This window comes from Flavobacterium sp. IMCC34852, assembly GCF_030643905.1.
Lineage (GTDB): Bacteria > Bacteroidota > Bacteroidia > Flavobacteriales > Flavobacteriaceae > Flavobacterium > Flavobacterium rivulicola.
Genome location: NZ_CP121446.1, coordinates 2,083,650 through 2,104,094, shown reverse-complemented (window position 1 = coordinate 2,104,094; position 20,445 = coordinate 2,083,650). Strand labels below are relative to the sequence as shown.

17 protein-coding genes are annotated in these 20,445 nt (G+C 37.6%); 7 read left to right on the top strand and 10 right to left on the bottom strand.

Going from position 1 to position 20,445, the window contains the following annotated elements:
• The first annotated feature begins 93 nt into the window (after positions 1 to 93).
• Positions 94 to 762 (top strand): GTP cyclohydrolase I FolE, encoded by a 669-nt coding sequence (gene folE / locus P7V56_RS09215; protein WP_171223044.1) that lies wholly within the window; start codon positions 94 to 96, stop codon positions 760 to 762.
• A gap of 47 nt (positions 763 to 809) precedes the next feature.
• Here the strand turns inward: folE and P7V56_RS09210 are convergent, their stop codons facing one another.
• The 5 genes from P7V56_RS09210 to P7V56_RS09190 form a co-directional block, all read right to left on the bottom strand.
• On the bottom strand, positions 810 to 1,130 hold the full coding sequence (locus P7V56_RS09210; protein ID WP_171223045.1) for a DUF6787 family protein: 321 nt from the start codon (positions 1,128 to 1,130) through the stop codon (positions 810 to 812).
• 27 nt (positions 1,131 to 1,157) lie between these two features.
• The gene (locus P7V56_RS09205; RefSeq protein ID WP_171223046.1) at positions 1,158 to 1,589 is read right to left on the bottom strand and encodes a DUF6146 family protein; all 432 of its coding nucleotides are present in this window, start codon (positions 1,587 to 1,589) and stop codon (positions 1,158 to 1,160) included.
• Positions 1,590 to 1,700: 111 nt separating this feature from the next.
• Positions 1,701 to 2,663: a D-2-hydroxyacid dehydrogenase gene (locus P7V56_RS09200; RefSeq protein ID WP_171223047.1), complete on the bottom strand. Its 963-nt coding sequence runs from the start codon at positions 2,661 to 2,663 to the stop codon at positions 1,701 to 1,703.
• A 94-nt stretch (positions 2,664 to 2,757) separates the two neighbouring features.
• A complete protein-coding gene (gene serC / locus P7V56_RS09195) occupies positions 2,758 to 3,855 on the bottom strand; it encodes a 3-phosphoserine/phosphohydroxythreonine transaminase (RefSeq protein ID WP_171223048.1) in 1,098 nt (365 codons plus the stop codon).
• Positions 3,856 to 3,987: 132 nt separating this feature from the next.
• Positions 3,988 to 5,046, bottom strand: a complete 1,059-nt coding sequence (locus P7V56_RS09190) for an acyl-CoA reductase (RefSeq protein WP_171223049.1) — start codon at positions 5,044 to 5,046, stop codon at positions 3,988 to 3,990.
• Between the two features lie 62 nt (positions 5,047 to 5,108).
• Here P7V56_RS09190 and P7V56_RS09185 point away from each other — a divergent pair, with 62 nt between their 5' ends.
• Positions 5,109 to 5,459: a 4Fe-4S dicluster domain-containing protein gene (locus P7V56_RS09185; protein ID WP_171223050.1), complete on the top strand. Its 351-nt coding sequence runs from the start codon at positions 5,109 to 5,111 to the stop codon at positions 5,457 to 5,459.
• Positions 5,460 to 5,892: 433 nt separating this feature from the next.
• Here P7V56_RS09185 and P7V56_RS09180 read toward each other — a convergent pair whose 3' ends face one another.
• Positions 5,893 to 8,385 carry a TonB-dependent receptor plug domain-containing protein gene (locus P7V56_RS09180; RefSeq protein WP_171223051.1) on the bottom strand — a complete coding sequence of 831 codons (2,493 nt, stop codon included), beginning with the start codon at positions 8,383 to 8,385 and terminating at the stop codon, positions 5,893 to 5,895.
• A 156-nt stretch (positions 8,386 to 8,541) separates the two neighbouring features.
• On the opposite strand from P7V56_RS09180, the gene P7V56_RS09175 reads away from it, so the two are divergent.
• The 5 genes from P7V56_RS09175 to P7V56_RS09155 all read left to right on the top strand — a co-directional run bounded on the left by P7V56_RS09175 (position 8,542) and on the right by P7V56_RS09155 (position 16,525).
• Complete coding sequence (locus P7V56_RS09175; RefSeq protein WP_171223052.1) at positions 8,542 to 9,708, top strand: hypothetical protein; 1,167 nt, start codon at positions 8,542 to 8,544, stop codon at positions 9,706 to 9,708.
• A gap of 118 nt (positions 9,709 to 9,826) precedes the next feature.
• Positions 9,827 to 10,921 carry a redox-regulated ATPase YchF gene (gene ychF / locus P7V56_RS09170; protein WP_171223053.1) on the top strand — a complete coding sequence of 365 codons (1,095 nt, stop codon included), beginning with the start codon at positions 9,827 to 9,829 and terminating at the stop codon, positions 10,919 to 10,921.
• A 9-nt stretch (positions 10,922 to 10,930) separates the two neighbouring features.
• Positions 10,931 to 11,590 carry a porin family protein gene (locus tag P7V56_RS09165; RefSeq protein ID WP_171223054.1) on the top strand — a complete coding sequence of 220 codons (660 nt, stop codon included), beginning with the start codon at positions 10,931 to 10,933 and terminating at the stop codon, positions 11,588 to 11,590.
• A gap of 132 nt (positions 11,591 to 11,722) precedes the next feature.
• A complete protein-coding gene (locus P7V56_RS09160; RefSeq protein WP_171223055.1) occupies positions 11,723 to 13,579 on the top strand; it encodes a DNA topoisomerase IV subunit B in 1,857 nt (618 codons plus the stop codon).
• A gap of 225 nt (positions 13,580 to 13,804) precedes the next feature.
• Complete coding sequence (locus tag P7V56_RS09155; RefSeq protein ID WP_171223056.1) at positions 13,805 to 16,525, top strand: DNA gyrase/topoisomerase IV subunit A; 2,721 nt, start codon at positions 13,805 to 13,807, stop codon at positions 16,523 to 16,525.
• Positions 16,526 to 16,561: 36 nt separating this feature from the next.
• Here the strand turns inward: P7V56_RS09155 and P7V56_RS09150 are convergent, their stop codons facing one another.
• The 4 genes from P7V56_RS09150 to P7V56_RS09135 all read right to left on the bottom strand — a co-directional run bounded on the left by P7V56_RS09150 (position 16,562) and on the right by P7V56_RS09135 (position 20,421).
• Complete coding sequence (locus P7V56_RS09150) at positions 16,562 to 17,815, bottom strand: tetratricopeptide repeat protein (RefSeq protein WP_171223057.1); 1,254 nt, start codon at positions 17,813 to 17,815, stop codon at positions 16,562 to 16,564.
• Positions 17,816 to 19,147 (bottom strand): ATP-binding protein, encoded by a 1,332-nt coding sequence (locus P7V56_RS09145; protein WP_171223058.1) that lies wholly within the window; start codon positions 19,145 to 19,147, stop codon positions 17,816 to 17,818. It lies immediately after the preceding gene.
• Between the two features lie 95 nt (positions 19,148 to 19,242).
• On the bottom strand, positions 19,243 to 20,016 hold the full coding sequence (locus tag P7V56_RS09140; protein ID WP_171223059.1) for a TerC family protein: 774 nt from the start codon (positions 20,014 to 20,016) through the stop codon (positions 19,243 to 19,245).
• 33 nt (positions 20,017 to 20,049) lie between these two features.
• Entirely contained in the window at positions 20,050 to 20,421 is a 372-nt protein-coding gene (locus tag P7V56_RS09135) for a DNA topoisomerase IV (protein WP_171223060.1), read from the bottom strand.
• Between the last annotated feature and the right edge of the window lie 24 nt (positions 20,422 to 20,445).

Here is a 20,445-nt window from a genome sequence, read left to right as displayed (position 1 = left end):
TTTTTTATGCTTGAATAAATGATAAAGTTGTGTTAAGAAAATTATTTTGTTTAATTATTAACTACATTTGTTAAACAAAAAAAATTAATTCTTATGAACACAGCCATTGAAAAAGAATTATTTGAACTGATAGGCGACAATCATCAAATGACTTCTGCAGAAACACCACTTCGTCCTGATGCCTTCGATAAATCAGAAGAAGAAAAGAAAAAAGTCATCGAGCATCATTTCTATCAAATCATGGAGGAAATGGGTTTAGACATGACAGACGATAGTTTGAGAGGAACGCCTCATCGTGTTGCCAAAATGTTTATTGACGAAATTTTCTCCGGACTTAACCCGGCCAACAAACCAAAAATTTCGGTTTTTGACAACTCTTATCAATATGACAAGATGTTGGTGGAAGCCGATATCAGTTTTAATTCCACTTGTGAACACCATTTTTTGCCTATCATAGGCAAAGCCCATATTGGTTATGTTTCCAGCGGTAAAGTAATTGGTTTATCAAAATTGAACCGAATTGTTGATTATTATTCGCGCAGACCACAAGTACAGGAGCGATTAATCATGCAGATTTTTAACGAATTAAAATCGGTTTTAGATACCGATAGTGTAATTGTGGTGATGGAAGCCAAGCATTTATGCGTTTCCAGCAGAGGAATTGAAGACGAAACCAGTTACACTTCTACCATTCAATACGGCGGTATTTTCAATGACAAAGACAATAGAAATGATTTCTTTAATTTAATAAAAGAGAAATAGCATTTTAGTTAAGTTGAGTATTTTGGTAAAAAGTCCTGAGTGTTAATTTACTCGGGGCTTTTTTTATCGGGAACCAAAAAACCCAATCCCATACTTTTCAACATCTTCTTTTCAAAAGCCCAAAAGAAAGTAAACTGCCCGAAAATAAATCCGAAACTAACCAACAAAACCTGATAAATAGGGAAGATGAGAATGATATATAAAGGATAATAAATCCAATTAGAAACATCGCCTTTTACGATGCCGAACAATTCCAAAACCGGTTTGGAAAGATAAGCCGAAGTAGAACCCGTAACCGCAAAAACGACCAAAATAACAAAGACTTGCCAATTTGATTTGATGTTCCAGCGTTCTTTAAAACTTGCCATAGGGTGATTTTCTACAAAGATAAACGATTATTGTTTCGGAACAAATCCGGCCAACTGTTGATTGTAACGGTTTTGAAAGTAAATAAAATAATTGTAAATCAAATAGTTGACTTCGTATCCATAATGAATATTTGGCTCATAATTTATTTGCATTTCGTATAAATTCGGATTGTACTGCATCGGCAACATCGCTCTTCGATTCCATTCTGCTACGTAGATTCGGTTTTTTATTTCAAAATAACTCTCTTCAAAATAACCTCTGGGTCTGGCTCTTCCGGCAAGCCATGAACTAAAACCGGGATCTATAATAATCACTTCATATTCCAAACTGTCATTGGCAATTTTAACCGTATCCGAAACTTTGGCCATGCTATTATCATTCGCACCAACAATTGTTTTAGAACTGTTACAGCCTATAATAACCAATAGTAGAAACCCAATTGATACTAAAGTTTTCATCGCTTCAATTTTTCATAAAATTACACAAAACGCCTCAAACATTGTATTGTCAATATGTTAAAATAAAAAAGCCACACTTTTCAGTATGGCTCCAATTATATTTTTTAGGATTTAAACTTTCTCAGCTTTCAACAAACTAATAATTTGCTCAGCCAATTCGGTTCCGATTCTATCTTGTGCTTCCAAAGTCGCCGCACCAATATGAGGCGTTAACGAAATCTTAGTATGCATAAGGATTTGGATTTCCGGAGTCGGTTCGTTTTCAAAAACGTCTAAACCGGCAAATAATACTTTGTCATTATCCAAAGCTTCTACCAAAGCTACTTCATCAATCACACCACCACGAGCACAGTTTACAATCCCAACGCCGTCTTTCATCAATTCAAATTCTTCTTTACCAATCACATAACCGTCTTGAGCCGGAACGTGAAGTGTAATAAAATCAGAATGTTTGATAACATCTTCCAAAGGCTCGGTTTCAAATTCTACATTGATAAACTGACCATTATAGAAATCAACTTTTACTTCCGCTTTGTCAACAAATTTATCAGCAGCAATTACTTTCATCCCAAGACCTAAGGCCATTTTGGCGACAGCCTGACCAATTCTTCCAAATCCAATAATACCCAAAGTTTTACCTCTTAATTCGATGCCGTTCGCATAAGCTTTTTTCAAACCGTCGAAGTTGGTATCGCCTTCCAAAGGCATATTTCTGTTGGCATCATGTAAAAATCTAACGCCTGTAAATAAGTGTGCAAACACCAATTCGGCCACACTTTCCGAAGAAGAAGCCGGTGTGTTAATCACATGAATGCCTTTGCTGCGAGCATAATCCACATCAATATTGTCCATTCCAACGCCACCGCGACCAATGATTTTCAATCCCGGACAAGCATCAATAATGTCTTTTCTAACTTTAGTCGCACTGCGAACCAAAACCACCGAAATGTTGTTGGCATTCACATAATTGGCAACTTGCTCTTGTGCTACTTTGGTGGTGATTACTTCAAAACCACCTTTTTCTAAAGCCAGAATGCCGCTTTTTGAAATTCCGTCGTTGGCTAATACTTTCATTATTATAAATTGTGAATTTTAAATTTTAAATTGTTTTTTTAGGAGCTTAATCCGGCTTTCCGCGCTACACGGTAGCTCGCTTCAATCCGGGCTATTATTTCTCTGCTAACTGAGATTGATTGTTGTAAACGACCTCTAATTCTTTCATCACATCGACTAAAACCTGTACACTTTCCAAAGGCAAAGCATTGTACATCGAAGCTCGGTAACCACCAACAGAACGATGACCAGGCAATCCAGAAATTCCGGCTGCTTTCCACATTTTGTCAAACGTTTCCTGATGCTCAGGATTGACCAATAGGAAAGTGGCATTCATAAAACTTCTGTCAGCAGGATTGGCGGTGCCAATGAACAACGGATTTCTGTCGATTTCGCTGTAAAGCAAATTGGCTTTGGCTTCGTTTACTTTTTCAATCGCTGCTATGCCGCCTTGGTTTTTCAACCATTGCAATGTCAGCAAACAAGTGTAAACCGCAAAAACGGCCGGAGTATTGTACATGCTTTCCGCCTTAATGTGTTTTTCATAATCTAAAATACTCGGAATCGTTCTGCCTGATTTCCCAAGGATTTCTTCTTTCACCACAACCAATGTTGCTCCCGCGGCACCCATATTTTTCTGAGCTCCGGCATAAATTAAGTCGAATTGAGAGAAGTCTAAACTGCGCGAAAAGATATCCGAACTCATATCACAAACTACCGGTACATCAGTTTTTGGGAATGACTTCATTTGTGTTCCAAAAATGGTATTGTTACTCGTACAGTGAAAGTAACTCGCATCAGTAGGAATCGTATAATCGGTTGGAATATGATTGTAATTTTGCTCTTTTGACGAAGCTACCACTACGGTTTCTCCAAACAATTTGGCTTCTTTAATGGCGTTGTTGGCCCAAGTTCCGGTATCTAAATAAGCGGCTTTGCCATCAACTTTCATTAAGTTGTAGGGAACCATTAGGAACTCTAAACTCGCACCACCTTGTAAAAACAAAGCTTGATAACCTTTGCCTTCCAAACCTAGAAGTTCTAAGACCAAAGCTCTGGCTTCTTCCATAACGGCAACGAAATCTTTGCTTCGGTGTGAAATCTCTAATAAGGACAAACCTGAATGGTTAAAATCCAAAACGGCTTGAGCCGATTTTTCAAAAACTTCTTGTGGCAATATGCAAGGTCCGGCGCTGTAGTTGTGTTTTTTCATGATCAATTTCCAAAAAATTAAAGTGCAAATTTCGGAAATAGGGCTAAAATAACCGGTTAAAATTCCGCAATAATAAGGCTATGTTATTAACGAAAACGTTTTAGTTTATAACATTTATTAGGAATCTTTCAATCAGATTTGCAATAAAAATTCTAATGTATCTACATTATCTGCATAATCCCAAAGCTCCGGTTGTTGGGTTTTACCAAAAGGTATACTTTTCGGTATAGCATTTTTAGAAACAACACACTGAATCTGCTCGGCATCGTTTTCCAATTGCTTTCTGAGGTCTTCTATATTTTCATAGAATTCATAAAAAACCGAAGAAATAGGCGAGGCGTAGCTCGTATCTTCTTTTAAAGTTAAAAACTCGTTATCCAATAACTTAAAGTTACTCATTAAGAAAACGGCTTTGTTATAGTCGTAGTTGTTGGAATATTTTTCGTAAAAAATCACGTCTTTGTATTCGTAAATTGCTTGAAAGAAGGGTTGGAAATCGTAATCTTTCGGAACAAATAATTTGGAAACATTTCGGCAACCCAAACCAAAATATCTAAAAATGTCTTCTCCTAATTGTACCAAATCTTCCCGCCTTTCCTCTCCAGTTAAAACCGCAACTGAGTTTCGATTTTTGCGAATGATACTCGGTTTGTCTTTAAAATAAAACTCAAAATAACGAGCCGTGTTGTTACTTCCGGTAGCGATTACGGCATCGAAGTTTTCTAATTTACCATCGGTAAAAGTGATAAAGTTTTCAATTTCGGAATTGACCGCAATTAAATATTGGGCCAAAAATTTGATTAAATGTTGGTCATTGGAAGAAGTCTTTACCAAAACTTTATGTCCGGAAATCAATACGGATAGAAAATCGTGAAAACCAACCAACGGAATATTTCCGGCGAGTATAAGACCAACGGTTTTTGGCTGTACTTTAGAGAAATCGTAATTTGATAACCATTGGTTCAAATTCTCTTCCTGTAAAGCTTTCGCCCAAGATTGAACCGAATGATAAACCTGCTCAGGTGTAAACCAACCATTGTGTGATTGCGACAAATGAATTAAATCCACAAAACTATCGAAGAACAAGTCATTGTGTAAAACTGTCTCGTTTTTACTGTTTTCTTCCAAAGAAAATTGGTTTAAAAACTTTCCTAATTCAACAAAACATTTTTTTTTCTCGATTTGTAACATCAGTAGCTTGTTTATGAATGGTTTTGATTGTAATTTTGCGCAAAATTAATTAAAAATTAGCTATGGCAATCATAATAACAGACGAATGTATCAACTGTGGTGCATGTGAACCCGAATGTCCAAATACTGCTATTTACGAAGGTGCTGACGATTGGCGTTATAAAGACGGAACCAAGTTAAGAGGCAAAGTTGTTTTACCCGATGGAAGCGAAGTTGATGCAGATGCAGCTCAAACACCTCTATCGGATGATATTTATTATATAGTTCCCGGTAAATGTACCGAATGTAAAGGTTTTCACGAAGAACCGCAATGTGCAGCCGTTTGTCCGGTGGATTGTTGCGTACCCGATGATAATCATGTGGAAAGTGAAGAAACGTTACTCAACAGACAGTCTTTTTTACACAACGAATAATATTGTAAACCTCAATTTTTTTGAGGTTTTTTTTATGCTTAAAAACAAAAACCCGAACACAAGTGCCCGGGCTTTCCCAACAAAACATGAAATATAGTGAGACTTCACAACAATTAATTTGTCAAGAACTACTTGGTCTGTTTTGACTTCATCAGCCTTTCCTTTTTCATTCAAATAGCCAACAGAGAGTAGATTCTTGTTTTTATCAATATAATTGTTATCGGAAGTTTTTTTGAAAGTGCATTACTATAGTCGAATACTACCAATAAACTTAGATTGTCTCTTATCATGATTACTTTAACAAGTGGTAACAATACAAAGTTAACCTCCGAAAAGAGAGAAACTGTTACATGATTTTTTTTAATTGTTACAAAATATGCATAAAAAATCCCGAGAAAGAATCTCGGGATTGAAAATAAAGTTATGCTGGTTTTTAGAATTTGAAATTCATACGAGCGTAGTAGTACGCACCGCCAAATCCCATTTGTACCGCATCCCAATAACCACCGGCTTCAACCCAGTCGTCTTGTTGGTCAGGATAAACGTTGAATAAGTTATTGCTTCCAACACTCAACTTAGTATTTTTTGAAAGGTTGAATCCTAAAGTCAAGTCGGTCACAATTTTAGCACCGTAAGTATCAGTAGCCGCTTTGATTTGGTTGGCAAAAGTGCCGTAATCAGCAACGTCTTCGTACATTTGGTAATCCAATAATCTAACTTCACTAAAACGAGTAAATGCCAATCCGGCATCAAACCATTTGCGTGCGTAGTTCAGGTTTAAAGCAAATTTGTTTTCCGGTGCCGAAGCCAAAAGGAAAGCTTTTTCTCTTTCACCGAAGAAAGTTTGTTCATCTAAAGTACCGTTGTTTACTTTATCCACTTTCATATCATTGATATTACCCACTAAAGTAGCGCCAAAAGAATTGTCCCCAAATTTCTTTTTCCAAGAAATTACCACATCCAAACCGGTAGTTTTAGTGTCAACACCGTTCACAAAAAATTGCGCTTGGTCAACACCTATGTTTAAAGCCGAAGCATCAAAATATCCGGTCAATACGATTCTGTCGGTTACATTAACCATGTAACCGTCAATGGTTGCAGTGAAATCTCCGTAAGAAGCTGTAAATCCTAATGAACCGTTAATGGCTTTTTCTTCGTTTAATTTACCAATACCAAAAGCTTGGGTTACCGGGCTGTTATTAGGAGACAATAAAATCTCAGATGCACCGCTTGAAGAGAAATTGGTAAATCGCAAATTGTAATAAATCTGTGCCAAAGATGGCGCTCTGAATCCGGAACTGATTGAACCTCTCAAGTTGATGTTGCCGCCGGTTTTTAATCGGGCGGCTAATTTTCCGTTTAAAGTACTTCCAAAATCGCTATAACTTTCAAAACGCAAAGCAGAAGAAACCATAAAGTTATCATTCACATCCAATTCACCATCGGCATAAAGCGAAACATTCGAACGACTTCTGTTTACTTCATTCGCCGGACTGTAACCGGGAAATCCTTGTGAACCACCCGGTCTAGGCTCTCCGGTATTTGGATCATTAGGAATGGTTTGATTCAGAGGATCAGTAATCGGTTGACCGTTAACATCATAAGTAGCATACGAACCTTCTTCTCCCGCAAAAATGGTGAATTGCTCAGTGCGGTATTCTCCACCAAAAGCTAAGTTAAAACCATTTAATACCGAATCATAGTTTTTAGACAAATCTAAATTGATGGTATTTTGGCTTAATGTATGACCACCGGCATCAAACTCGGTTGGCGAAGCTTCTTCCAATGAAGCATTCAATGTACCTTTAATATAGTAGTGGAATAAATTTTTACCAAAAGTATTGCTGATGTCCAAATTCCAACCGCTAGCTGTTTTCGTTCTGAATCCGGCCGAAACCGAATTGTCAATAATTAAAGAGGTGATTCTGGGTGTAAATCCGTTAGGATAAATATCGGTTACAATTCTCGGAGAAGGATTGTTTCTGGTAAAGGCATAAGCATCAGTATCTCTGAAATTTCTCCCGCCAAAAACATAAAACTTGGTGTTGTCCGAAACCGGAATGGCGGCATTCACAAAGAAATTAAAACTCTCTATTGAAGCTTCTCCAAAACCTCTTCTGAAATCAAATCCCGGGCGCAATGTTTTTTCCTTATTCAAATACTCTGCGGTAAAGTTGGCAAAACCACCTTTGTCCCCAATTTTCGTTCCGTAATTAGTAGTCAATTTAACTGAATTTCCATCAAAACTCTTCCCATCGGCAATCTTATTTCCATCGGCATTAGTATCCAGGAAATTGTCACCGGTATTGGCTGTACCGGCCGGAAAATCTCCATCAGCATTAGTACTGTACATACCATAAGTTATGGTTCCGGTGAGTTCATCGACATTGTCATTCAAAACGATATTGATTACCCCTGCAATGGCATCCGACCCATATTGTGCCGCAGCACCATCTCGAAGAATCTCAATTCGTTTAATCGCTGCTGCAGGAATCGCATTCAAATCGGTTCCGGTATTCCCACGACCACGGGTACCGAAAAGATTGATTAGTGAAGATTGGTGTCTTCGTTTGCCGTTAATCAAAACCAAAGTTTGATCGGGTCCCATTCCTCTTAAAGTAGCCGGATCAACATGGTCAGCTCCGTCAGAACCCGATTGCTTGTTGGCATTAAAAGAAGGCGCAGCATACTGAAGCAATTCATTGATTTCAATTTTACCACTTTGGGTAGTAACGCTTTTAACATCAATGATGTCAATAGGAACGGCTGAATTCACTACTGTTCTTTTAGAATTCCTCGAACCTACAATTTTGATTTCTTGGAGTTCATTGGCCTTCGTGGAGTCTTTTTGTGTGCCATTCGGATTGTCTTGGGCTGCAAGGTAACCGAATTGCAATGAAAATAATAAAAGAGTAATTTTTTTCATAAGTTGGTTGGTTAGTGTTAATGAAATGCAATATAATATTTTTTTGGAGTTGTTTTAACATTACAGATAAAACCATTTCAACAAATTAACTAACATTTTAGTAACTTTTATATTTAAAGTAAAATTTCACTAAATTTGTTCAAACCCAAACTAAGCATGAAGCAATATTACCTGCTGTTTTTATTGGTTTTAAGTTTTTCAATTCACGGTCAAACGGTTGAAAAGTCATTGGTGCTCAGAGATGCTGAGACCAATCTTCCCATTGAAGACGTTACGGTTTATATTTTAAAAACTAAACAGTCTTTGTTGAGCAATACTGAAGGAAAAGTAACCTTTATGCTTAACGGTTCTTCAAACATTCAGGTTACTCATTCTTCCTACATTAAAGTAACAGTGCGTTCTTCTGCTTTGCAAAAAACAGACAACACGATTTACTTGAAAAGAAACATCAATGATTTAGATGAAATCATTGTAACCAAGCAACATCCCCAAAAAATATTAAAAAATTTAGTGGATAATTCAGCTAAAAGACTAACTGTTCCGGCGAGATTAAAAGTATACTCCAGAGAGTTTTTTAAAATGGATGGTAATTATACTTATTACAATGACGGTTTGATGAATTTTCAATTGTTTGGTAAAAACAAAAATTTCAAGAGTACCATTTTAGTGGAGCAAAACCGGTCTTTCGGACTGGTATTCGACCAAATTAATTCTGATGTATTGGGGTATAACCTTAATGATATCATGCAGAATTATTACAATTTCAAATATTTGGGTCCAATATTAGAAACGGGTGCAAAGAAAAAATATGATTTCCTCATCAAAGCCTATTCTGCCAATCAAGATTACAATGTACTTATCGTAACCCCATTGGATAATAACAAGGATTTGAAAGATGATTTTAAAATTATTTACGATTGGAAAAAGAAGTTAATCATTGAGGTAAATACATCTGTTTCACCAATGACCATTGCCGGCGTAAAGGAGAAAAAAGCCGTTGGTTCTAAAAATATCTACAAGTCATTATTCAAATCAATTTACCGATTGGACGGTGAAAATTATTATTTAGTTAGCTCTAAAGAAGAAATTGGTTTTGAGCGAATTGACAAAAATAAAACTACTGATATCGAAGTTCGAAATTACTTTGTAACGACCAATTTCAGCAACCAAAATTACAGCTACAAAGACAGTGAAGTTTTTAAAGACAAAACACTCTACAACAAGAAAAACACTATCCTTTCCGACTATTGGAATATCTCCGGATTGACCGCCACCGAAGAAGAACAAGCCATCATTGAGCAGTTAGCCGACCGCACGAATTAGCTTCCGCATTATTGCCATTTTATCTGCTTTGTTACTTGATTTTATTACGCTATATTTGCACACTTTTAAAACAAAAATCAACTGTTAGCTTTAAACCGTTAACTGTAAACTTATAAAAATGAAAGCAGGAATTGTAGGATTACCCAATGTTGGAAAATCAACCTTATTTAATTGTTTGTCAAACGCGAAAGCACAAAGCGCGAACTTTCCGTTTTGTACTATCGAACCTAATATTGGAGTGGTTAACGTTCCTGATCCGAGAATCAACAAACTGGAAGAATTGGTAAAACCGGAGCGCGTTCAAATGGCAACCGTTGATATCGTTGACATCGCCGGATTGGTAAAAGGAGCAAGTAAAGGCGAAGGTTTAGGGAATCAATTCTTGGCCAACATCAGAGAATGTAACGCGATTATTCATGTGTTGCGTTGTTTTGATAATGACAATATTGTTCACGTTGACGGCAATGTAAACCCAATCCGAGATAAAGAAACCATCGATATCGAATTGCAGTTGAAAGACCTGGAAACTGTTGAAAAACGTTTGGAAAAAGTCAACCGTGCTGCCAAAACCGGTAACAAAGAAGCCCAAGTGGAGAAAGCTTTTTTAGACCGAATCCGCGAAGCTTTATTACAAGCCAAATCAGCCAGAACCGTTGTGCCTCAAAACGCCGACGAAGAAGCTTTGATGGAAGATTTTCAACTAATCACAACCAAACCGGTTTTATACGTTTGTAACGTAGACGAAGAATCGGCCGCTACCGGAAATGCTTATGTAGACCAAGTACGCGAATTGGTAAAGGATGAAAACGCTGAAGTAATTGTCTTGGCTGTTGGTACCGAAGCTGATATTACCGAATTGGAAACCTACGAAGAGCGTCAAATGTTCTTGGAAGATTTAGGGTTAACCGAACCGGGAAGTTCGGTTTTGATTCGTGCCGCTTATAAATTATTAAAACAACAAACCTATTTCACTGCCGGAGTAAAAGAAGTTCGCGCTTGGACTATCAACATCGGAGATACAGCACCCAAAGCCGCCGGCGTAATCCACACCGATTTTGAAAAAGGATTTATTCGCGCCGAAGTAATAGCTTACGAAGATTTTGCGCACTACGGTTCAGAAGCTAAAGTAAAAGAAGCCGGAAAACTCAGAGTAGAAGGTAAGGATTACATCGTAAAAGACGGTGATGTAATGCATTTCCGTTTTAACGTTTAGTCGGCCTTTATGAAAAAAACAATTTATACTTTATTGCTAGTCGCTTTTTTGACTGGAAACGGTTTTGCGCAAAGCAAATTAAAAGTTGGTTTTAACGGAGGCTTGACTTATTCAAGTTTTCGTGGTAATCCTCAAATAGAAACCTTAGATGCCGGTGTAGATTTTTTGGTTGGTGTTTCATTTGAATATCAATTAAAAGACAGATTGTCACTAGTAGCCAATATCAACTACGATAGAAAAACAGCAACTGATAACCCTTATTTGGAAATCATTGAAAACCCGGATGATCCCGGATTTTACGGCAGAGTGAAAATCAAATTTCAAAACCAATTTATATCACTTCCAATTCTTGTCAAATATAAATTTGGCACTAATGACAGTTTTTATGTAAATGGCGGCCCTTTTTTGAGTTATATGTTCAAATCAGAACTTTCTAATGATTATGATAACGTGACTTCTGATGAAACCGATAATTATAAAACCCTTGATTTTGGTTTGACAATCGGTTTGGGAAAAACATTCAAACTCAAAAACGGCAATGGTATTTCAGTTGAAATTCGAGAGAATTTGGGTCTAAGTGATATCAGTGATGTTCCAATCGTTGGTGACGGTTCCATTAAAACCAATTCACTCAACCTAATTTGCAATTATTCTTTTGATTTAAAATAACAATGAAAGCCGCTAAGTAGTTAGCGGTTTTTTTATTAAATTTTGTCAATATCATTATTGATAACTTCTGATTTTTGCACTTTTATTTCCATTCGAATTCCACTATATTAGCTGAAAATCGTTAGCTTTAAAATGGCCGAACAAAATCAATATACCGAAGACAATATTCGTTCACTCGATTGGAAAGAACACATCCGAATGCGTCCCGGAATGTATATCGGAAAACTCGGCGATGGTTCTTCGCCCGATGACGGTATTTACATCTTACTCAAAGAAGTAATCGATAACTGTATCGATGAATTTGTAATGGGCGCCGGAAAAGTGATTGAAGTTACTATTAAAGACAAAATGGTAACCGTTCGCGATTACGGTCGTGGTATTCCTTTGGGGAAAGTAGTTGATGTGGTTTCCAAAATGAATACCGGTGGAAAATACGATTCCAAAGCCTTCAAAAAGTCTGTTGGTTTGAATGGAGTCGGTACCAAAGCGGTAAATGCATTGTCCAATTACTTTCGGGTGGAATCGGTTCGGGATAACCAACAAAAAGCGGCCGAGTTCTCTGCCGGAAATCTTACCGTTGAAGAAGACGTTCAGGAATCCACCAAACGCAAAGGAACCAAAGTAGCTTTCGTTGCCGATGAGGCAATTTTTAAGAATTATAAATACCGAAACGAGTATGTGATTCGCATGCTCAAAAACTATTGTTATCTGAATACCGGTTTGACCATTTACTACAATGGCGAAAAATTCTATTCCGATAACGGATTAAAAGATTTATTAGAAGAAACCATTACGGAGGAAGACATGCAATATCCAATCATCCATTTGTTGGGTGACGATATCGAAGTGGCATTAACCCACAGTAAATCGCAATATTCCGAAGAATACCATTCGTTTGTGAATGGACAAAACACCACCCAAGGAGGAACGCATTTAGGGGCTTTCCGCGAAGCGATTGTCAAAACCATCAAAGAGTTTTACAACAAACCTTTCGAAGCGTCTGATATTCGCAAATCGATAGTGTCGGCGGTTTCCATCAAAGTGGAAGAACCGGTTTTTGAATCACAAACCAAAACCAAATTGGGTTCCACCGAAATTGGTCCGAAAGGTCCATCAGTGCGTACGTTTGTCAATGATTTTATCAAAACCAAACTCGACAACTTTTTGCATAAAAATCCTGAAGTAGCCGATTTGTTATTGCGCAAAATCCTTCAGGCGGAAAGAGAACGTAAAGAGCTTTCAGGAATTAGAAAATTAGCCAAAGACAGAGCCAAAAAAGCGAGTCTGCACAATAAAAAACTACGCGATTGCCGAGTTCACTTAACCGATGCCAAAAACCCACGAAGTTTAGAAAGCACGCTTTTCATTACTGAAGGAGATTCTGCTTCAGGTTCGATTACCAAGTCGCGTGATGTGAATACACAAGCCGTGTTCAGTTTGCGCGGAAAGCCTTTGAATTCGTATGGTATGACCAAAAAGATTGTGTACGAAAACGAAGAGTTCAACTTACTTCAAGCGGCATTAGACATCGAAGAAGACATGGGCGATTTGCGTTACAACAATATCGTAATCGCCACCGATGCCGATGTCGATGGAATGCACATTCGCTTGTTGCTAATCACATTCTTTTTGCAGTTTTTCCCGGAGCTAATCAAAGACGGACACTTATACATTTTGCAAACACCGTTATTCCGTGTGCGAAACAAAAAAGAAACCATCTATTGTTACAGCGAAGAAGAAAGGGTAAACGCTATCGAAAAGCTAAAACCTAAACCCGAAATCACGCGATTCAAGGGATTAGGAGAAATATCGCCTGATGAGTTCAAACACTTTATAGGACAAGATATTCGCCTTGATCCGGTGATGTTAGACAAAGCCACATCGATTGAAACCTTACTCGAATTCTACATGGGCAAAAATACTCCTGACCGACAAGATTTTATTATCAATAATTTGAAAGTAGAATTGGATGTGGTGGAGAAAAATTAATTTATTTACATGAACACGAAAACCATACTTATAGTTGTAGTTGTTTTTATCTTTAGCTTTTCGGCTACATTTTTCATCATCAAAAGTAATGATCATAAAGAATGTAAAACAGTACAAATAAAAACTAAGCAGACAAACGGCATTTTAGTAGAATCACAAAAACATATTTGTAAAGAAAAATATTCTTTTTAAAATATAAAAGATACTGAAATAAATTCAGCATAAATGAAAGACGAAGAAGACGATATCATCCCTAACGAAGACGACAACAACGAAGAGTTGAACGAGTCAACGAATGAGGAAACTGCAGAAGAAGGTTTTGAAGACGTAATTCGACCTTCCACCGGCAGCCATTTCTACGAAAACGACGAAAACCCGGAAGACACCATTACCAAAGTTACAGGCATGTACAAAGATTGGTTTTTGGACTATGCTTCCTATGTAATTTTGGAGCGTGCGGTTCCGGCTATCGAAGACGGATTCAAACCGGTGCAACGTCGTATCATGCACTCGATGAAAGAACTCGATGATGGCCGTTACAACAAAGTGGCGAACATCGTTGGGCACACCATGCAGTACCATCCACACGGAGATGCGAGTATTGGTGATGCGATGGTTCAAATCGGGCAGAAGGATTTGATTATCGACATGCAAGGAAACTGGGGAAACATACTCACGGGCGACAGCGCTGCGGCTTCGCGTTATATTGAAGCTCGTATTTCTAAATTTGGCCACGATGTTTTATATTCACCCAAAATTACCCAATGGGGAATGTCTTATGACGGTCGACGTGCCGAACCGATTAATCTTCCGGTAAAATTCCCTCTATTGTTAGCCCAAGGCGCCGAAGGAATTGCCGTAGGTTTATCGACTAAAATATTACCCCACAACTTTAATGAATTGATAGAGTGTTCTATCAAAGTTTTAAAGAACAAGCCATTTACTTTATATCCTGATTTCCCGACTGCGGGTATTGCGGATGTGTCGAATTACAATGATGGTATGCGTGGCGGACGTGTTCGTGTGCGTGCCAAGATTGGTCAACTCGACAAGCAAACCTTAGTGATTACCCAAATTCCGTTTTCAACCAATACTTCAACACTGATTGACAGTATACTGAAAGCCAATGAAAAAGGAAAAATAAAAATCAAAAAAATTGAAGACAACACCGCCGCCGAAGTTGAGATTTTAATCCATCTTCCGCCGGGCGTTTCTCCCGACAAAACCATTGATGCACTGTACGCGTTTACGGCTTGTGAAACTTCAGTAGCCCCGTTGGGTTGTGTGATTGAAAACCACAAACCGTTGTTCATCGGTGTTTCGGATATGTTGAAAATTTCTACACATCGCACGGTGGATTTGCTCAAACGCGAACTGGAAATTCAGTTAGACGAATTAGAAAACAAATGGCATTTTGCGACTTTGGAAAAAATCTTCATTCGTGAAGAAATGTACATCGACTTCAAATTGTACTCCGACAGAGAATCGCTTTACGTTTATATGTACGACCGTTTCAAGCCATTCTTGAAATCGTTTGTCAGAGAAATTAATGATGACGATTTGCAAAAGCTAACGCAAATTCCGATGATTCGTATCACGCGTTTCGACTCAGACAAAGCGGATGATGCGATTGCCAAGCTGGAAGCCGAAATGGAAGAGGTTAAACATCATTTAGATCATATCATCGACTATACGATTGATTTCTTCCAAAAGCTAAAAGACAAATACGGTAAAGGACGCGAACGTCAAACGGAGTTGAGAAGTTTTGATACCATTGAAGCTACAAAAGTGGTGTTGAGAAATACCAAACTTTATGTCAATAGGGAAGAAGGTTTCTTTGGCACCGGATTGAAAAAAGACGAATACGTGGCCGATTGTTCCGACATCGATGATGTAATCGTGTTTTTGCGTGACGGGAAAATGATGGTAGCTAAAGTGGATGACAAAAAATTCGTGGGCAAAGACATTATCCACATTGCGGTTTTTGATAAAAATGACAAGCGCACCATTTACAATATGATGTACCGCGATGGTAAAAACGGCTCAACTTTTATCAAGCGTTTTAACGTATCGGGAATTACTAGAGACAAGTTTTATGATTTAACCCAAGAAAAAGCCGGAAGTCAAGTCTTATATTTTTCAGCAAATCCGAATGGAGAAGCGGAAACGGTTACGATTTTATTGCGCCAAATCGGTAGCGTGAAAAAACTGAAATGGGATGTAGATTTCTCCGATATTGCCATCAAGGGAAGAGCTTCGCGTGGTAACACGGTAACCAAATATCCAATCAAGAAAATAGAACTCAAAGAAAAAGGAATTTCTACCTTGCGTCCGCGTAAAGTGTGGTTTGACGATACGGTTCAACGATTGAATGTGGACGGAAGAGGTGAGCTGTTAGGCGAATTCAGACCGAATGACCGTTTGCTGATCATCAACCAAAGCGGAAAACTAAAAACGATTATTCCTGAGTTGACCACGCATTTTGATGAAGACATGATTGTTCTGGAAAAATGGCATCCGAAAAAACCGATTTCGGCCATTTATTATGACGGAGAAAAAGACCGTTATTTTGTCAAACGCTTCTTGGTAGAAAACGAAAACAAAGAAGAAATCTTTATCACGGAACATGAGAAATCTCAATTAGAAGTCGTTTCCACTGATTGGCGACCGATGGCGGAAATTGTTTTTGCCAAAGTGAAAGGAGTTCAAAAAGAAACGATTAAGGTTGACTTAGAACAGTTCATTGCAGTGAAAGGTATCAAAGCGATTGGAAACCAATTGACGACAGATAAGCTAAAACAGGTCAATTTATTAGAACCATTGCCATTTGAAGAACCGGAAGAAATTCAACCTGAAGAGGTAGAAGTCACTGGCGAAGACAATGTTTCTGATGATATTCAAACGGAAACCGATGATGACGGACAAATAACACTATCATTAGAATAAACAGTAACTCCCGACTAAAAGCGGGAGTTTTCGTTTTTAGATATTACTACTTTTGATAGCCCAATAATTGGCCAACCATTGGTAAGCCACAAAGCATAAAAGAAAGATAATGCTAAAGCCATTGTACAATTGGCCATCCATAAAAGTGACATAAATCGCCAACAGACCAATAGTTCCCATAAGTACAGAAAAGTATAAAGGCGCATTTTTGTATTTAGAAATATCAAACATTCGGCCCAATGGAACCATCATGATAAAACCAAATGCAGCTATCGAGAAGAAGTTTTCGTTTTTAGTAACAAAATAAGCAATTAGTCCGGCTAAAAAAAGACAAAAACTAATACCAACAAAATTAGAACTCTTGATCTCATCTTTATCAAGCATGTATTTACCGTAAGGATTTATTCTGAAAAGCAAGTTGCTGATAGGAACGATTACCCAAGTGGAAAAAGCAAAGACAGCCAAAAGAAAAACAATTGGCGTGAGATAGGGTTGTAAAGTAGTATTGGTGTTGGCCATTGTTCGCAAAACTTTTTGAACCACATAAAAACCGATAATAAAAATCCATTGATTTTTACCCGATAAGTTTTGCATAAAGAATGCATACTTAAGATAACCTCGATAAATAATGTTCTTGGCCTTGAGCGCTTCAACCATTCCGCCTTGAGCATACTCGTTATTAGGGTTCGATTTTAACGCTTCTCTGAAGTGTTCCAGCGCTTTGTTGTGTTCTCCTTTTTCTAATAAATTCCAGCCATAGTTAGAGTGAGTAAAGGAGTTTTCAGGATCTTCTCTCAATGCTCCGGTTATAGTTTCGTGTGATTCTTCTTTTCGTCCCAATTTCATCAGTGCCGTACTTCTGATATTAAGGCCTAAAATGTTTTCTGGATCTAATGCTAAAGCTTCGTCGGCATAGTGCAAGGCCATTTCAAAATCCTTTTTAAGCAATTTGAATTGTGCCAATTTGGCCCTGAAATCGGCTTCTTCAGGATCAATTTCGATGGCAGTCATTAGCAAAGGTTCGACTTCGGAATATTTTTCGGAAGCCAATTTGATACAGGCTTTAAAATAATAATAAAATCCTGCATCAGGATAAAGAGCAATGGACTTATCGATTAATTGATCAGCTTCTTGGTACTGTTCCTTTTGGTAATGGATATTGGACAACAGATAATACAGATAAGGTTCATCAGCATTTTCCTTGATTAAATCGAATATTTCTTTTTGGGCTTCATTAAATTTTTGGCTGTGAATTAATAACTGAACCCTTTCTAATCGTTCTTCAAACATCTATTTTTTGATTTTTAAATATTTTAATATATCGTTGTATAATCCGGTATCGTTGGCATATAGTGCGTAATTTTTGGCCGTAGTAAACCATTCTTGTGTACTGGGTTTGTGCTTGTCAATGGCATTTGCCAAATCTTTAGTCGTTAGTGGTTTCGGAATGCCGTCTATAAATGATTGCTCTAATTTAGCCTCAATAGCCAAGTCGATAATGGCCTCAATATCGGCTCCGGAATAATTGTCGAGTTTTTTAGATAACGCTTTATAATCAATGTTTTCAATTGGTTTACCCTGAAGTTTTATCTCCAATATCGTTTGTTTTGCACCTTCATCGGGTGGCGGAATAAAAATGATTCGGTCAAATCTTCCCGGACGTCTGAAAGCGGTATCTAAATTCCATGGTGTATTTGTGGCACCAATGACCAATATACCTTCATTGTCACTATTCATTCCGTCTAATTCCAATAAAAACTGATTAATTAAATGTCGCGAAGAAGATTGCCGCATGTCGCTTCTGCTGGCGCCTAAGGCATCGATTTCATCAAAAAACAATACACAAGGTTTGTTCTGTCGCGCAATTTCAAAAATACTGTGAAGGTTTTTTTCACTGTTACCTATCCACATGTCGAGAATATCATTTAACCCAACGGTAAAAAATTTGGATTGGATTTGACCGGCTGTGGCTTTGGCAATAAATGTTTTGCCACAACCCGGCGGTCCGTAAAGTAAAATACCACCACCGATTTTTTTGCCGTAAGACTTATACAATTCTTCGTGTACTAAAGGTTTGATGATTTTTAAATCGATTTCCTTTTTGATTTCTTCCATGCCGCCAACATCGTTGAAATTGATATCGGATGACTGCAAAAAATGATTTGAAATCATCTGTGCTCTTTCAGATTCAGATTCATCTTGATCCTCGTCAAGATCATAAACATCATGAGTCAATCGCAATTGTCCGTCTAAAAAATCATCCTTATAGCTTGGATTGAGTTGCAAAGCTCGTTGGTAAACCTTCTGGGCTTTGACAATCGAATTTTCTTCAATCAATATTTTGGCAAATAAAAGTAAAGAATCAAAATGTTCTTCCTGATCCAAAATGTCTTCAAGTATTACGATGGATTTTGAATATTCTTTTTTGGCAAAATAAACTTGTGCCAATCCGAACTTGTATTGAATAGAAGCAGATAGTCTGACCAATTCAATGAATTGATTTTCCGCTTCATCGAATCGTTTGAGTTTTAGTAAAGTGTCTGCCAAGTGAAATCTCAGAGGCAAATTATCAGGAGAAAATTTTAAAGCCTCAATCAGACTGTTAACGGTAGAATTATCCATTATATTTTGATATTATAGGTTAGCAATTTATAAAAAAATCCCGTCTTTTAAACGGGATTTAAATATTTATCTGGCTTTTTTGCCTGTCATTATTCTTAATACTTCTTTTTGCGCATTTTCATATTGATGAATTCTACGGCCAACGAGAAGGCAATGGCAAAATACAAATAGCCTTTGGGTACTGTTCCAACGTGTTGTCCTGCCAATGAAGCTTCAGACAAGTGCATACTTTCGGTAATCAACATAAATCCGATTAGAATTAAAAACGCTAACCCTAATACCTGTATTGACGGATTGGCATTCACAAAATTCCCAACCGGAACGGCAAATAGCATCATCACGCCTACAGAAATCACAACAGCTGTAACCATAATCGTTAACGCACCTTCGACACCATTAGTCATTCCGACAGCGGTTAAAATACTATCCACAGAGAAAATTAAATCGATTAAAAGAATTTGTACAATCACATTGCTGAATGATTTGGCGGCCGAAGTTTTTAAATCTTTTTCTTCTTCGCCTTTATGATCCACTTTTTCGTGAATTTCTTTGGTGCTTTTGTAAATTAGGAAAATACCACCAAGCAATAAAATTAAAGCTTGACCGGTGAAATTGGCGCTAAACCAACCCCAATCAAAACTAAAAAGCGGTTTTTTCATAGCAATCAAGAGCGTAATTCCAAACAGTAAACCGATACGCATAAACATGGCCAAGAACAAACCAATTTGAGTAGCTTTCTTGCGTTTTTCAACCGGTAATTTTCCGGTAACGATAGAGATAAAAATAATGTTGTCGATTCCTAAAACAATTTCTAAAAAGGTTAAAGTTAAAAGCGCTATCCAAGCATCGGGATTTAAAAATACTTCCATGGGTTAAATTAAGTTTGTATCGGTTAAACGGGATTATTTTATTTTTGTTACAGTGCCGCGTTGTTTTTTGGCATCGCCTACAAAAGAGTAGTCAAAAGTATAACTATTCTCGTCAGTAGCCAAAATAGTCATGCTGATGGCTTTTTTTTCGTTCATCGTTTTGGGATGCAATTTTTGCAGTACGAATTCGCAGTCGTTTACCCAACGCACCGAAGCCGTGTCGGTTTTCCCATTAAAAGTTTCAATTTGCAATGTTTCCGTCCTGGTAAAGGTTGAAGTGTGTTTTTTGCCATTAATCTCTTGTGTAAATTCAAAAGTACCGGTCTTAAAATCTTCACACTTGCGTTCCTTTTGCGAGCAGGAGGCTAAGGTTAAAACGAGTAGGAGTAGTGTTGTTTTTTTCATTTTTATTAGGAGCTATTTCCGGCT

Bases quoted from the DNA above. Each gene is read 5' to 3' on its own strand.
- P7V56_RS09160 (WP_171223055.1), top strand. From the start codon at position 11,723: ATGGCCGAACAAAATCAATATACCGAAGACAATATTCGTTCACTCGAT.
- P7V56_RS09185 (WP_171223050.1), top strand. From the start codon at position 5,109: ATGGCAATCATAATAACAGACGAATGTATCAACTGTGGTGCATGTGAA.
- P7V56_RS09180 (WP_171223051.1), bottom strand. From the start codon at position 8,385: ATGAAAAAAATTACTCTTTTATTATTTTCATTGCAATTCGGTTACCTT.
- P7V56_RS09175 (WP_171223052.1), top strand. From the start codon at position 8,542: ATGAAGCAATATTACCTGCTGTTTTTATTGGTTTTAAGTTTTTCAATT.
- P7V56_RS09140 (WP_171223059.1), bottom strand. From the start codon at position 20,016: ATGGAAGTATTTTTAAATCCCGATGCTTGGATAGCGCTTTTAACTTTA.
- folE (WP_171223044.1), top strand. From the start codon at position 94: ATGAACACAGCCATTGAAAAAGAATTATTTGAACTGATAGGCGACAAT.
- P7V56_RS09155 (WP_171223056.1), top strand. From the start codon at position 13,805: ATGAAAGACGAAGAAGACGATATCATCCCTAACGAAGACGACAACAAC.
- P7V56_RS09205 (WP_171223046.1), bottom strand. From the start codon at position 1,589: ATGAAAACTTTAGTATCAATTGGGTTTCTACTATTGGTTATTATAGGC.
- ychF (WP_171223053.1), top strand. From the start codon at position 9,827: ATGAAAGCAGGAATTGTAGGATTACCCAATGTTGGAAAATCAACCTTA.
- P7V56_RS09150 (WP_171223057.1), bottom strand. From the start codon at position 17,815: ATGTTTGAAGAACGATTAGAAAGGGTTCAGTTATTAATTCACAGCCAA.
- P7V56_RS09190 (WP_171223049.1), bottom strand. From the start codon at position 5,046: ATGTTACAAATCGAGAAAAAAAAATGTTTTGTTGAATTAGGAAAGTTT.
- P7V56_RS09200 (WP_171223047.1), bottom strand. From the start codon at position 2,663: ATGAAAGTATTAGCCAACGACGGAATTTCAAAAAGCGGCATTCTGGCT.
- P7V56_RS09210 (WP_171223045.1), bottom strand. From the start codon at position 1,130: ATGGCAAGTTTTAAAGAACGCTGGAACATCAAATCAAATTGGCAAGTC.
- P7V56_RS09165 (WP_171223054.1), top strand. From the start codon at position 10,931: ATGAAAAAAACAATTTATACTTTATTGCTAGTCGCTTTTTTGACTGGA.
- P7V56_RS09145 (WP_171223058.1), bottom strand. From the start codon at position 19,147: ATGGATAATTCTACCGTTAACAGTCTGATTGAGGCTTTAAAATTTTCT.
- serC (WP_171223048.1), bottom strand. From the start codon at position 3,855: ATGAAAAAACACAACTACAGCGCCGGACCTTGCATATTGCCACAAGAA.
- P7V56_RS09135 (WP_171223060.1), bottom strand. From the start codon at position 20,421: ATGAAAAAAACAACACTACTCCTACTCGTTTTAACCTTAGCCTCCTGC.